Origin of the sequence: Arcobacter arenosus, assembly GCF_005771535.1 — a bacterium.
Taxonomy (GTDB): Bacteria; Campylobacterota; Campylobacteria; order Campylobacterales; family Arcobacteraceae; genus Halarcobacter; species Halarcobacter arenosus.
In genome coordinates, this window is record NZ_VANU01000001.1 from 794965 (window position 1) to 808713 (window position 13749).

The 13749-nt window shown below is 28.8% G+C and carries 14 protein-coding genes; 12 read left to right on the top strand and 2 right to left on the bottom strand.

Annotated features, from left to right (window positions below):
• The first annotated feature begins 76 nt into the window (after positions 1-76).
• The 6 genes from argB to FDK22_RS04090 all read left to right on the top strand — a co-directional run bounded on the left by argB (position 77) and on the right by FDK22_RS04090 (position 5754).
• A complete protein-coding gene (argB, locus tag FDK22_RS04065) occupies positions 77-982 on the top strand; it encodes an acetylglutamate kinase (protein WP_138151610.1) in 906 nt (301 codons plus the stop codon).
• Positions 982-2457: a threonine synthase gene (gene thrC, locus FDK22_RS04070; protein WP_138151611.1), complete on the top strand. Its 1476-nt coding sequence runs from the start codon at positions 982-984 to the stop codon at positions 2455-2457. The genes argB and thrC overlap by 1 nt, the downstream gene beginning before the upstream one ends.
• Positions 2458-2604: 147 nt before the next feature.
• Positions 2605-3105, top strand: coding sequence for a Rieske 2Fe-2S domain-containing protein (locus FDK22_RS04075; RefSeq protein WP_138151612.1), 501 nt, complete (start codon positions 2605-2607; stop codon positions 3103-3105).
• Between the two features lie 10 nt (positions 3106-3115).
• A complete protein-coding gene (locus tag FDK22_RS04080; RefSeq protein ID WP_138151613.1) occupies positions 3116-4366 on the top strand; it encodes a cytochrome b in 1251 nt (416 codons plus the stop codon).
• Entirely contained in the window at positions 4363-5235 is an 873-nt protein-coding gene (locus FDK22_RS04085) for a c-type cytochrome (protein ID WP_138151614.1), read from the top strand. The genes FDK22_RS04080 and FDK22_RS04085 overlap by 4 nt, the downstream gene beginning before the upstream one ends.
• Before the next feature lie 123 nt (positions 5236-5358).
• Positions 5359-5754, top strand: coding sequence for a hypothetical protein (locus FDK22_RS04090; RefSeq protein WP_138151615.1), 396 nt, complete (start codon positions 5359-5361; stop codon positions 5752-5754).
• Between the two features lie 21 nt (positions 5755-5775).
• Here FDK22_RS04090 and FDK22_RS04095 read toward each other — a convergent pair whose 3' ends face one another.
• Positions 5776-6447, bottom strand: coding sequence for a 16S rRNA (uracil(1498)-N(3))-methyltransferase (locus tag FDK22_RS04095; protein WP_138151616.1), 672 nt, complete (start codon positions 6445-6447; stop codon positions 5776-5778).
• Between the two features lies 1 nt (position 6448).
• Positions 6449-6844: a hypothetical protein gene (locus tag FDK22_RS04100; protein ID WP_228711628.1), complete on the bottom strand. Its 396-nt coding sequence runs from the start codon at positions 6842-6844 to the stop codon at positions 6449-6451.
• 75 nt (positions 6845-6919) lie between these two features.
• Between FDK22_RS04100 and FDK22_RS04105 the strand changes: the two genes are divergently transcribed.
• The 6 genes from FDK22_RS04105 (at position 6920) to fabG (ending at position 13729) form a co-directional block, all read left to right on the top strand.
• The gene (locus tag FDK22_RS04105) at positions 6920-8143 is read left to right on the top strand and encodes a molybdopterin molybdotransferase MoeA (protein ID WP_138151618.1); all 1224 of its coding nucleotides are present in this window, start codon (positions 6920-6922) and stop codon (positions 8141-8143) included.
• Positions 8136-8816: a 7-cyano-7-deazaguanine synthase QueC gene (gene queC, locus FDK22_RS04110; RefSeq protein ID WP_138151619.1), complete on the top strand. Its 681-nt coding sequence runs from the start codon at positions 8136-8138 to the stop codon at positions 8814-8816. The genes FDK22_RS04105 and queC overlap by 8 nt, the downstream gene beginning before the upstream one ends.
• 2 nt (positions 8817-8818) lie before the next feature.
• Positions 8819-9352, top strand: coding sequence for a 6-carboxytetrahydropterin synthase (locus tag FDK22_RS04115; RefSeq protein WP_138151620.1), 534 nt, complete (start codon positions 8819-8821; stop codon positions 9350-9352).
• A 74-nt stretch (positions 9353-9426) separates the two neighbouring features.
• Entirely contained in the window at positions 9427-12135 is a 2709-nt protein-coding gene (locus FDK22_RS04120) for a diguanylate cyclase (protein WP_138151621.1), read from the top strand.
• A 60-nt stretch (positions 12136-12195) separates the two neighbouring features.
• A complete protein-coding gene (locus FDK22_RS04125) occupies positions 12196-12945 on the top strand; it encodes a 7-carboxy-7-deazaguanine synthase QueE (RefSeq protein ID WP_138151622.1) in 750 nt (249 codons plus the stop codon).
• A gap of 40 nt (positions 12946-12985) precedes the next feature.
• The gene (gene fabG / locus FDK22_RS04130) at positions 12986-13729 is read left to right on the top strand and encodes a 3-oxoacyl-ACP reductase FabG (RefSeq protein ID WP_138151623.1); all 744 of its coding nucleotides are present in this window, start codon (positions 12986-12988) and stop codon (positions 13727-13729) included.
• Positions 13730-13749: the final 20 nt, after the last annotated feature.

Genomic DNA, 13749 nt, shown 5'->3' on the forward strand with positions numbered 1-13749 from the left:
AAATTTAGCAAATAAGCAAATTTTGAGTATAATGCCAAATTTAAATTAAATTGATTACTCAAAAGGTTATAAGCCTATGCAAAAAAAACAACACAAAGTTCAAACTCTACTTGATGCTATTCCACATATCAAGAAATTTTATGGAAAGACTATTGTTATTAAATATGGTGGTTCTGCGCAAACAAGTCCTGAATTAAAAGAAAAATTTGCAGAAGATATTGTTCTTCTTTCACTTGTAGGTATTAAACCTATTATTGTTCATGGTGGGGGAGCAAGAATTTCTGAACTATTAGAAAAACTTGAGATTAAATCTGAATTTGTTGATGGACACCGAGTTACAAGTGAAGATACCATGAGAATAGTTGAAATGGTACTTTCAGGTGAAATAAATAAAAATATAACATCACTTTTAAATCACCATGGTGCAAAAGCAATTGGTATTTCAGGAAAAGATTCAGCAATTATTAAAGCAACACCAAAAGAGAATGGTAAATTTGGATATACTGGGGTTATAACAGAAGTTAATGGAACAATGATTAATAAATTAGTTGAAGAGGGATTTATACCTGTAATTGCACCAATTGGTGACAGTGCAGAGCCTAATCATCCTGGGTTTAATATCAATGCAGATGTTGCTGCATCTAAAGTAGCTCAAGCAGTAAAAGCACAAAAAGTTCTATTTTTAACTGATACAGTTGGAGTTTTAGACAAAGAGGGAAAACTATTAAACTCTTTAGATAAAGATGATATAGAGAATTATAAAAAAGATGGAACAATTGCAGGTGGTATGATTCCAAAAGTTGATTCATGCATTGATGCAATTTATAATGGTGTAAATAAAGCACACATTATTGATGGAAGAGTTGAACACTCTATTTTACTTGAATTATTTACAAGTGATGGAGTAGGAACTCAATTTTTAAGAAAAGACAATCCAAATAATGGTATTGATTTAGAGAAACTATTAAGTGAGGAAAACTAATGTTTATTGAAACAAGAGGTAATGATGGAGTTAAACCACAAGAAGTAACTTTTAGTGAAGCAATATTAAGTCCAAGTGCTTCATTTGGAGGATTATATGTACCTAAAGAATTACCAAAACTAGAAGAAAATTTTATACAAAATCATATAGACAAGAGTTATAAACAATTAGCTTATGATATTTTAAAAGCCTTTGAAATAGACATTGAAGAAGAGGAGATAAATAAAGCATTAGCACTTTATGATAACTTTGATGATCCTTCAAATCCATGTCCTGTAGTTAAAGTAAAAGATGATTTATTTGTTCATGAACAATACCATGGTCCAACAAGAGCTTTCAAAGATATGGCTTTACAACCATTTGGTTCAATTCTTTCTTCTATAGCAAAAAATAGAAATGAAAAATATTTAATACTAGCTGCAACATCTGGTGATACAGGTCCAGCAGCTCTTAATACATTTAAAAATAAAGGTAATATTCAAGTAGCTTGTTTATACCCAGATGGAGGGACATCAGATGTTCAAAGACTTCAAATGGTTTGTGAAGATGGAGACAACTTAAAAGTATTAGGGATTCATGGAAACTTTGATGATGCACAAACTGCACTTAAAAATCTACTTGCTTCAAAAACTTTTAAAGAAGAGTTGGAAAATGATGGTATAAAACTATCTGCTGCAAACTCTGTAAATTTTGGTAGAATTATTTTCCAAATTATCTATCACTTTTGGTCATATATACAGCTTCTTAAACAAGAAGAGATTAGCTTTGGCGAAAAAATCTATTTAGTTGTTCCAAGTGGTAATTTTGGAAATGTACTTGGTGGTTTTTATGCTCAACAAATGGGTGTTCCAGTTGAAAAACTTTTAGTTGCATCTAATGAAAATAATATTTTAACAGAGTGGATTAACACAGGAGTTTATGATATTAGAAATAAAGAGTTGAAACTAACAAAATCTCCAGCAATGGATATTTTAAAATCTTCAAATATAGAAAGAGTTATCTATTCATTATATGGAGCAGATAGAACAAAAGAGTTTTTTGATGACTTAAATGAGAAAAAAGTTTTCAAAATGACACAAGAAGAGACAAAACTGTTACAAAACTACTTCCATGCTGTAAATTCTGATGATGCTTATGGAGCTAAGAAAATCAAAGAGTTTTTAAAAGAAGATTATCTTATGGATCCACATACAGCAACATGTTTAAAAGCTTATGAAACATTAAAAGAAAAACCATTAAAAACTGTTATTTATTCAACAGCTGAATGGACAAAATTTTCACCAACAGTATTACAAGCTTTACATGAAGATAGTAAAACATACCCTGATAAAGAAGCTTTAGATATAATTTCTAAAGAATATAATGCAGTTCAACCTGATTCTATTAAAAAATTATTTACAGCAAAAATAAATCATGACACTGTAATTTCTAAAGAAAAAATAGAAGAAGAAATCATAAAATTTATTAAAGACTAAAAGGTCTTTAATAAGTTTAACTTATAATAATATTGTGTAATTTAAGCACAACTCTATGACAAAATCGTCACTTTTGACCAAAATCAAACTTTTTTAAGTAAATTCTAAATATAATGTAAAGATTTAATTTTAAAATAAGGAAGCTAAATGTCTAACGAAACAAATAGACGAGATTTTCTAGGTTATACATTTGCAGCTGTTGCGGCAGTTGGTGGGGCGGCTTCACTTGTAGGTATGAAGCAAGTGTGGGATCCGTTACCAAGTGTATTAGCTGGTGGTTTTACAACTATTGATTTAAGTGCATTAAAAGCTGGTCAACCAGAAACATTTACTTGGAGAGGGAAACCAATTTTTGTTCTTAAGAAAACAGCTGAAATGGAAGATAACAAAAGAGATCTAGTTATTGGAGATGATAAATTTACAGTAGCTATTGGTCTATGTACACACCTTGGATGTATCCCTGCATGGAAGAAAACTCAATGGAAATGTGCCTGTCATGGTGGAGAATTTAATGCTAGTGGTGAACAAATTTTTGGACCACCACCAAGACCACTTGATTTACCTCCATTTAGTGTTAAAGGAACTTCTATCGTACTTGGTGAAGAAGGTCCTGAATATCAAAAAATCGCTGCTGCGATGATGGCATAAGGAGTTGTAGATGGCAAAATTTGAAAAAGCAAACTCTGTTGGGGAATGGTTAGACCAAAGGCTTAACACTACAACTTTAAATAAAGTTTTAATGACAGAATACTGGATTCCAAAAGATATTAACTTTTTATGGGCGATGGGTGTTCTTTTAGCTACTACATTTGGTATCTTAGTAATCTCTGGATTATTCTTAATGATGTACTACAAACCAGATGTAAACTTAGCATTTGATTCAGTAAACTATACAATTATGCAAGAGGTTGCATTTGGTTGGTTATTTAGACATATGCATGGTGTTGCAGCTTCTGTTGTATTCTTAATTATCTATATTCACATGTTTACAGGTATCTACTATGGTTCTTATAAACAAGGTAGAGAAATGATTTGGATTTCAGGTATGTTATTATTTATGACATTCTCTGCTGCTGGATTCTCTGGATATATGTTACCATGGGGACAAATGTCTTACTGGGCTGCAATGGTTATTACAAACTTATTTGGTGGTATTCCAGTTATTGGTGATGCATTAGTTGTATGGATTAGAGGTGACTTTAACGTTGCTGATGCTACTTTAACAAGATTCTTTATGTTACACGTATTCCTTTTACCTTTAGTTATTATGGGTATTATTGTATTACACTTCTATACATTAAGAATTCCTCACGTAAATAACCAAACTTCTGAAGATATTGATTTTGATGAAGAAGCTGAAAAATATTTATCAGGAAACAAAAAAGAGTCAAAAGTTATTCCTTTCTGGCCAGTGTTTATCTCAAAAGATTTAGCTGTACTTGGTATTTTCTTAATTTTCTATTTCTACTTAGTGTTCTTCCACTATAACTTTGCAATGGACCCAGTTAACTTCGATCCTGCTGATAACATGGTTACTCCTGCGCACATTTATCCAGAGTGGTATTTCTTATGGTCATATGAAGTATTAAGAGGTTTCTTCTTTGATGTTGGTCCTATTAAAGCATTTGATATTGGTCTTGCTGCATTTGGTTTTGCTAATGCTATTTTCTTAGTATTGCCATGGTTAGATAGAGATTCAAAAATTTTACCAGCTCATAAAAGACCTAAATTCTTTATTTGGTTCTGGGTATTAATGGCAGACTTAATTGTATTAACAGTTTGGGGAAAATTACCTCCAACAGGTGTAAATGCATATATAGGTTTCGTTGCAGCAATGGTATTTATAATACTATTCCTAGCATTACCAATTATTACAAAACTAGATGCTAAAAAAAGGGGTGACGCATGAGAGAATTAAAAATTTTAGCAGTTGTTGCTGCTTTAACACTTATTACATATTGGGGAGTTGAGCCATTTGCACACTCTCAAATGCACCCACATGTTGCACCTGCAGATTATAAATTTAAAGATGTAGAGGGATTAAATGGAATGGCTGGTAATGCAGAGAATGGAGCTACTTTAGTTCAATCAAACTGTACTGCTTGTCACTCTATTGAAAAAGTTGGATTTCCACAATTGATGGATGATGCTAGCGCTGCAGCTGCATATGGAGTTGTACCACCAGATTTAAGTACTGCTGGTAAACTTTATAATGCAGACTATTTAGCAGCATTTATTAAAAATCCTGCTAAGGCATCAAAAGTTGAGCATAAATTTGTAGATGGAAGAGTTCATCCAATGCCAGGTTATGATTGGATGCAACCTCAAGAGATTGCTGATATGGTAGCTTACTTACAATCTATTGCACCAAAAGAGATGACAAATAAAGAAGTATTTACTGATGCTTGTCAAAGATGTCATGGAATTAAATATGGTGATATGATGAAAGGTACTATGGCAGCAAAAACACCTACTGCAAATATCAAAGCATATATGGGTAAAATTCCACCAGATTTATCTCAATATATTAGATCAAGAGGTGCTGAGTATTTACATACATTTGTTAATGACCCTCAAAAACACTTAGAAGGTACAGCAATGCCTAGAGTTGGTTTAACTGAAGAAGCTGAAACTCAAGTTATTGCATATATGGAAGAAGTTGGTGATTCTAAAAAAGCTGAAAGAGAGGCTTTAGGACCTAAGTTCTTAATCTACTTAGTTATTTTTGCTATCTTTGCATTTTTATGGAAAGCAAGTAAATGGAGAGAAGTACACTAAGAATGGTTATTCACTAGTGTTACTTTTACGCATAAAGGGATGACAAAGTCATCCCTTTTTTTATTATTTTAATATTATTAATACTATAATAGTTATTAATTATTCAATAAGGGGAGTAATAGTATGAAACTATTAAATATATTAACAGCAGCAGTTCTTACACTGTCAGTTGCATCTGCTGAGGATGTAATGAAGAAGTCAATGTCTGTAATGACAGAGGGAATGACTCAAATTCAACAAGGTTTTTTACACAATAATCTTGAGTTGATCAAAAGTGGAGCGAAACTAGTAAAAGATGGAAACACAATGTTTTCAGATAAAAAAGTAATTTCTGCTTATTTACCAAATGAAAAAAAACATATGGTAAATGTTGCAGAAAATGCAGCAAAAAGAATAGATCTTGATGTAAGTATTTTAGAACTAAACTTAGAAGGTAAAGCTTATATCAATGCAGCTAATGCATATTCTGACATTTTAAATGCCTGTGCAAGATGTCACTCAATTGTAAGGTCTTGGTAATTTAAGAAGAGTAAACTCTTCTTAAATTAAAATCTTTGAAGCTAAAGAAATAGCTGCAGTTTCACTTCTTAATATTAAACTCGAATCAAATCCAACAATTTTTTCATCATCAAAAAGTTTTCTTTCATCAATAGAAAAACCACCTTCACAACCCAAAACAATAGTTTTAATATCATCTTTTTTTGATTCTATAGAGTTTTTTGAAAAATCTAAAGCATAACAATCATTGTTTTCTTCTAAGAACTTCTCTAAATCAGTACTAATTTCTAATTTGATAATTGAACTTCTACCACATTGACTTGATGAATTAATTAATATTTTCTCTAATTTTTCTAAATTTAATTTAAAGTTTTTTTGTGAATATTCACAATATACAAAAGTGATTTTTTTTACACCAATTTCATTTAAAGAAGCAATAGATTTTTCAACTGTTTTAGGGTCAACCATACACCATACAAGATGAAGCTCTTTTTGATTTTCTATTATTTTTTCTTCGCTTGAAACTAGTTTTGCTATAGCATTCCGTCTATTTATTTCAACTAAAGTATAAAAATAAATTTTTGAATCTTTTAAATTTCTAAAAGCTATTTGGTCATTTTCTTTATGACGTCTTGCTTTAATTAAATATTTATATAAATCATTTTCAATTTCTAGGATCTCTTGACCACTATTTTCATGATAAGAGAATTGCATATTAAAAAACTTTACTTATAATATAAACTGCAATTAAAACCATAATCTCAATAGTATATATTTTTTTCGCATAAACTAAAAACTCTTCTTGAAGTTTTACATCATCACTTTTTATAACTCTCATTTTTTTATATCTTTTAATCTCAATTACTAAAAGAAAAATAGATGCAGGAATCATCAGTCCTATTGTAAAAGAAAATGTTGTTGCATAAAAAGCAACAATTGCACCTGTATACATAATCACTGCATTTGAAAAATGGTATAAAGGAGTCATAAATTTTAATCTTTTTGCTAATTTTATAAAATCTTTTACACTAATAACTGAATAAAAATTAAAAATCATAATTATTAAAAATATATAAACAGCAAGTACATGTGTTTGTATTGCCCCACTCATCAATTCCATACGTTAATCTCACTTTTAAAAAATTTCGCTATTATATCCTAGTTGTCATAAAAAAAGGATAGGCATATGGCTATAGATGTAAGTGAAGCATTAAATAAAATCATAAATATAAATACAACTCTAAAATTTGAAATTATCCCCATTGAAGATGCACATGGAAGAATAAGTGCCCAAGATATTATTGCTAAAATCTCTTTACCTAGATTTAACAATTCTGCAATGGATGGATATGGAATAATTTATGAAAATAAAGATGAAGAGTTAAGTATTGTAGATACAATTTTTGCTGGAGATGATAATAGTACTTTGCTAAAAGATTCTCAAGCTGTTAAGATTATGACAGGAGCTAGAATTCCTGAAAATTGTACAGCAATTATCCCTAAAGAGGATTGCCAATACCTAGACAATGACAAAATTAAAGTACCAAATACAATAAAAAAGTTTCAACACATAAGATATATTGGTGAAGATATTAATGAAGACGAACCTTTAATTAATATTGGAGATGAGATAAACTTTTCTAAAATAACCCTACTGGCAAGTCAAGGGATTTCACATATAAAAGTTTATAAAAAACCAAAAATTGTAATCTTTTCAAGTGGTGAAGAATTAAAACTTCATTACGAAAAAGCAGAAGATTATCAAATATACAATTCTAACACGCCTACTTTTATGAGTAGATGTAAAGAGCTTGGATGTCAAGTTGATTTTACTGGACAAGCAAGGGATTCAATTGAATCAATTAAAGAATTAGTGACAAATTCATTGGATGCAGATTTAATAATCACTTCAGGTGGAGTTTCAGTTGGAGATGCAGATTTTACAAAAGATGCTTTTAAAGAGTTTGACTGTCAAAATATTTTTGATGGGATTAAAATAAAACCTGGAAAACCTACAGTTTTAGGGAAAATAAGAGATACATATATTTTAAACCTTCCAGGAAACCCCTTGGCAAGTGCATTAATTTTTGAATTTTTTGGAAAAATATTAATTCAAAAATTGATAGGTTCAAATAAAATACACCATAACTTTATAGTTGCAAAAATGGGTGAAGACTTTTATAACAAAAAAGGAAGAATCACTATTGTCCCAGGATATTTTGATGGTGAATATTTTATAAGTGAGCAGAAAAGAAGCCCTGGTATGGTTTCAACTCTAAGTAGAAGTAATTGTTTAATTGTCTTAGATGAAAATGTTTCAAATATTAAAAAAGATTCAACAATAAAAATTTTACCAATAAATTGGAACTTCTTTGAAAAAAATAGTAAGGATTTTTTAACATATGAGTAACAAATTAACTAAAAGAGCAGTTTGTATTTTAAGTGGAGGAATGGATTCTACACTTAGCTCTTATATAGCTAAAAATGAAGGTTATGAGATTATTGCAGTTCATTTTAATTATGGACAAAGAACAGAAAAAAGGGAATTAAAAGCCTTTAGAGATATTTGTAATGATTTACAAATTGAAGAAAAATATGAAATCGATATCCCATTTTTCACTCAAATTGGAGCGAGTGCATTAACAGATGCTTCAATTGATGTACCAACGGGTGGTGTTGAACCAGGTGTTCCAATTACCTATGTACCCTTTAGAAATGGTATATTTTTATCAATAGCAACTGCAATTGCAGAAAAAGAGGAAGCCCAAGCACTATTTATTGGAGTTGTTGAAGAGGATAGTTCTGGGTATCCAGATTGTACTGATTCATTTATTTCTAAAATGACTAGTGCAATAAATGAAGGGACTAAAGAAACAACAAAAATAGAAATAAAAACTCCCCTTGTTAAACTTATGAAAAAAGATATTGTTAAAAAGGCAATTGAGTTAGATGTACCTTTAAAACATACATGGTCATGTTATAAAGAAGAAGATGAAGCTTGTGGAGTTTGTGATTCATGTAGATTAAGACTTAATGGTTTTAAAGAAGCAAATATAATAGACCCGATTCCTTATAAGGCTTAATTTTGACTTGGAAAATTTCTAAATCATTTGACTTTTGTTATGGTCATAGAGTTTGGTCACAAGAACTAAACCCAGAGTTTTCATTAGACCCATGTTTAAAGTGTAGGCACCTTCATGGACATCAAGGTAAAGTTGTAATTTACCTTGAATCATCACAATTACAAAATGGAATGGTTACAGATTTTAAACACCTAAATTGGTTTAAAGCCTTTTTAGATGAGACATTAGATCATAAATTTATACTTGATTTAAATGACCCACTATTTGAAACTTTATTACCCCATTATAAAAAAGATGAGTTAATTAAATTTAATGAGGGCTATTATATTCCTGACTTAACAAAAATAAAAAATGAGCCAAAACATATTTTAGAGATGTATGAGGGTTATATATTAGTTAATTTTGTACCAACAAGTGAAAATTTATCTGCTTGGTTTTTAGAGATTGCTCAAGAAAAAATGTCTAAAATAGGGATAAAAGTAGCAAGTGTAGAATTTGCAGAGACACCAAAAAGTAAAAGTCATGTATTTGCATAAGGTTGAAAAGACAATATCTTAGATTGAATCTTCAACTCTTGTGCTATAATTATTAATTGCAACAAGGATTGATTATGAGATTACTTTTCCTTGCTTTTATTTTTCTTTTTTCTCCATTTAATTTTTTATATGGAAAAAATAATGTCTCACTCCAACTTAAATGGAAACATCAATTTCAGTTTGCTGGATTTTATATGGCAAAAGAAAAGGGTTTTTATGATGAGTTAAATCTAAATGTAAAAATTGATGAACTGCAAGAAAAAAACCCAATTAATTCAATTATAAATGGAAGTTATGATTTTGCAGTTGGTGATTCTACAATAATTTTTGAAAAGATGAGTGGTAAAGAGATTACAGCTTTACTTTCAATTTATCAACACTCACCAATGGTTTTAGTTGGACTTGAAAAAAATGGTCTTGATCACCCAAGAAAACTAGAAAATAAAATCATTGAAATACCAAAATATTCCGTTGGAAATATCGCAATTGAAAATCTATTAATTAATTCAAGAGTTAACTTTATTCACAAAAAACCAAGCTTTAAAATTGATGATTTAATAAATGGAAAAACTGATTTAATAAGTGGATATATCTCAAATGAACCCTTTAGATTAAAAGAAAAAGGTTTCAAATCTTTAATAATCAATCCAAAAGATTGGGGTATAGATTTTTATGGAGATATGCTTTATACTAGTAATAAATTTTTAAAGGAAAATCCAAAAATTGTTGAGAATTTTCATAATGCAACTATAAAAGGATGGATTTATGCCTTTGAACATATTGAGGAAACAGTAGATTTAATTTTAGAAAAATACAATACACAAGGAAAAAGTAAAAAAGCACTGATTTATGAGGCAACAAAACTTAAAAAATTAGCGGGAGATTTAAAAAATTTTGGAAATTTAGATCCAATTAAAATTAGACAAATCGCTTCAAATTTTTCCTTACAATTTGAAAATAAATTTGATTTCAATAAACTTGATGATTTTATTTATAAAAATACAAACAATAAAATGTTTATTTTAAACAAAGAAGAGGAACTTTTTTTATCTCAAAATAATGAATTTAATGTATGTACTCAATATAATTTCTACCCCTTTGATGGTGTAAAATCAAAAAAAGTCATAGGTATAATGGGTGAATATTTAAATGATATTTCCAAATTACTAAATATAAAATTTAATGGTATTGCCTCGAATTCAAATACGCAATTAAATGAAAAAGCAAAAAATGGTAAATGTCATTTAATCTCATCTGTATCACCAGAATCAAAAAGATTTAAAAATTATGAAGTTACCACTCCATTTTTATGGGATGATTTTTGGATTATCTCATCAATAAAAGTACCGGTAATTAATGTACCTGATAAGATACCAAAAGATAGAGTTTTTTATGTACTTTTTGAGGTTCATAAAAGACTTATTAATGATGTTTATCCTGAATTAAATATTATTGTAGAAAAAGATATTGATAAAATTATGAATATTATTTCTAAAGATGAACATACATCATTTTTATCTTTAGGGATTTACGCAGAGAGAATAATACAAAAATACGGTTTTGATAAATTTAAAGTAAATGAAATTTTAACAAATGCAAAAATTAGTGGGGGATTAGCTGTAAATAAAGATTTAGACTTATTAAAAAATATTTTAAATAAAACAATTATCTACCTTGAAAAAAACAAAAAATTCAATCAAATTAGGCAAAGATATATTTTAAAAGAGTATAAAATTGAAAAAAGCAATACCCACTTAATATATATTCTTGGTTTTTTAATTTTTATTTTGATTATAACTTTATATAAATATCACCTAACAAAAATGGAAAAATTAAAACTCCAAGAAAAGTTGAACAATAAATTAAATGCCGAAAAGTCTGCACTTATTCAACTAAAAACTGCTGGGATTTTTCATGTAAAAAACAACCATTTTTTATGGACAAATGAAAAATTTACTAAAATGTTAGGATTTGAAAAAGATGAAATCATTGGACAAAATATAAAAAATATATACAAAAAAGATAAAATACTTGAAATAAAACTTTTCAAACAAATAAAAGAAAAAAGAACCTTTAGTGGTGAAGTAGTTTTAATAAAAAAAGATAAAACAAATTTAATTGTTGATTTTTCTGCAAATGCTTTAGAAAATAAGGATTTTAAACAAAAAGATGATTTTGAATTTATTGGAATGATAATTGATATATCACAAAAGAAAAAACAAGAGATACAATTAAGAGAATTAAATGAAAACCTTGAACAAAAAGTAAAAGAACAAACACGAGAAATAAGAGAACAAGCATTAAGAGATTCTCTAACAAAAGCTTACAATAGAAACGCATATAATGAAAAAATAAATGAACTTTTAAATGAATACTCAAGATACAATATCTTTTTCTCCATAATTTATGTTGATTTAGATGACTTTAAAAAAATAAATGACACCTTTGGACATCATAAGGGAGATGAAGTATTAATAAACTTTTGTGAAATAGTAAAAGAACATATTAGAGTAAATGATGAATTGTATAGAATGGGTGGAGAAGAGTTTGCAATATTACTTCCAAATACAAAACTTGAAACAGCAAAAATAGTTTCTAACAAATTGCTCGAGTTGTTAAGAGAAAATCTAAAAATCGATGATAAAACTCCAATAACAGTTAGTGGGGGACTTGTTCAAGTTCTTAAAAATGATACCGCAGAAACTATATATAAAAGGGTAGATGAACTTTTATACAAATCTAAAAAAAGAGGAAAAAATAGAATTACATTTTGCGATGAATAAAAATCTAATCTAAGTTTAAAATGGTAGTATTGCAAAAAAATAAAAAGAGATGAAAATTTAATGCTTGAAATAAATGAAATCTTTGGACCAACAATTCAAGGTGAAGGAAAATTAATAGGAACACCTTCAATTTTTATTAGAGTTGGTAAATGTAATATGAAATGTGTTGGCTTTAATGTTGAATATGAGACTCCAAGTGGTATTAAAAAATGTTCATGTGACTCATATTATGCAGTTGACACAGCTTTTAAAGAGCAATGGCATAAAATGTCTTGTGATGATATTATAAAAAAAGTTGAAGAGTTAAAACCAAATTACAATGTTGATATTGTAATAACTGGTGGGGAACCACTACTTTATTGGCAAAATGAGGAATTCCAATCTTTGTTAAAATATTATGTAGAGAATAATTACAAAGTTACAATAGAAACAAATGCCTCATTAAATATTAATTTCACACAAGAATATCAAGAAAAAATACTTTTTTCAATGAGCGTAAAATTATCAAACTCTTTAGAGCCCCTAAAAAAAAGAGTTAATATTGATACATTAACATCAATTATCAACAAATCAAAAGACTCATATTTAAAATTTGTTATTGATAAAGATTTTAAAAATCAAGCAATTAAAGAGATTAAAGATATATTATCCAAAATTCCAAAGGTAGAAGTATATCTAATGCCTATGGGGGATACAGCCCAAGAGATTAATGCAAATTGTGAAACAGTAATTGATATGTCAATAGAAAATGGTTTTAAATATTGTGATAGACTTCATATAAGAGTTTGGGACAATAAAAGAGGCGTTTAGATATAATGTGCAAAATTAAATTTTTAAAAGGAAATAAAGTATGAATTTTACAGGAACAAATGTACTTGTTACTGGTGCATCAAGGGGAATTGGTGCAGAAATTGCAAAAACTTTAGCAAGCTATGGTTTAAAAGTATGGATTAATTATAGAAGTGGTGCCGAAGCTGCAGAAAAAATCAAAGAAGAGATAGAATCTGCTGGTGGACAAGCTGCAATTGTAAAAGCAGATGTAACAAAAGAGGATGAATTTACAGCTGCTATTAAAACTATCGTTGATGCCGATGGACAATTATCTTACTTAGTAAATAATGCTGGTATTACTAAAGATAAATTAGCATTAAGAATGTCAGTTGAAGATTTTAATGATGTTATTGCTGCAAACTTAACATCTGCATTTATTGGATGTAAAGGTGCTTTAAAAGCTATGGGTAAAAAGAAGTTTGGTTCTATTGTAAATATCTCTTCAATTGTTGGAGAAATGGGAAATCCTGGCCAAACTAACTATTCCGCTAGTAAAGGTGGATTAAATGCAATGACTAAATCATTTGCTAAAGAAGCAGCAGCAAGAGGAATTAGATATAATGCAGTAACTCCAGGTTTTATTCAAACAGATATGACTGATGAGTTAAAAGATGAAGTTAAAGCGGAATATGAAAAAAATATTCCATTATCAAGATTCGGACAACCTAAAGAAATTGCAGATGCAGTTGCTTTTCTTTTAAGTGACCATTCTTCGTATATTACGGGTGAAATATTAAAAGTAAATGGTGGGTTATACGTATAAGAAAGATTAATTAAATTTTT

What these genes read in the sequence shown, in the direction of transcription:
- argB (WP_138151610.1), top strand. Translation starts at nt 77, where the DNA reads ATGCAAAAAAAACAACACAAAGTTCAAACTCTACTTGATGCTATTCCA.
- thrC (WP_138151611.1), top strand. Translation starts at nt 982, where the DNA reads ATGTTTATTGAAACAAGAGGTAATGATGGAGTTAAACCACAAGAAGTA.
- FDK22_RS04075 (WP_138151612.1), top strand. Translation starts at nt 2,605, where the DNA reads ATGTCTAACGAAACAAATAGACGAGATTTTCTAGGTTATACATTTGCA.
- FDK22_RS04080 (WP_138151613.1), top strand. Translation starts at nt 3,116, where the DNA reads ATGGCAAAATTTGAAAAAGCAAACTCTGTTGGGGAATGGTTAGACCAA.
- FDK22_RS04085 (WP_138151614.1), top strand. Translation starts at nt 4,363, where the DNA reads ATGAGAGAATTAAAAATTTTAGCAGTTGTTGCTGCTTTAACACTTATT.
- FDK22_RS04090 (WP_138151615.1), top strand. Translation starts at nt 5,359, where the DNA reads ATGAAACTATTAAATATATTAACAGCAGCAGTTCTTACACTGTCAGTT.
- FDK22_RS04095 (WP_138151616.1), bottom strand. Translation starts at nt 6,447, where the DNA reads ATGCAATTCTCTTATCATGAAAATAGTGGTCAAGAGATCCTAGAAATT.
- FDK22_RS04100 (WP_228711628.1), bottom strand. Translation starts at nt 6,844, where the DNA reads ATGAGTGGGGCAATACAAACACATGTACTTGCTGTTTATATATTTTTA.
- FDK22_RS04105 (WP_138151618.1), top strand. Translation starts at nt 6,920, where the DNA reads ATGGCTATAGATGTAAGTGAAGCATTAAATAAAATCATAAATATAAAT.
- queC (WP_138151619.1), top strand. Translation starts at nt 8,136, where the DNA reads ATGAGTAACAAATTAACTAAAAGAGCAGTTTGTATTTTAAGTGGAGGA.
- FDK22_RS04120 (WP_138151621.1), top strand. Translation starts at nt 9,427, where the DNA reads ATGAGATTACTTTTCCTTGCTTTTATTTTTCTTTTTTCTCCATTTAAT.
- FDK22_RS04125 (WP_138151622.1), top strand. Translation starts at nt 12,196, where the DNA reads ATGCTTGAAATAAATGAAATCTTTGGACCAACAATTCAAGGTGAAGGA.
- fabG (WP_138151623.1), top strand. Translation starts at nt 12,986, where the DNA reads ATGAATTTTACAGGAACAAATGTACTTGTTACTGGTGCATCAAGGGGA.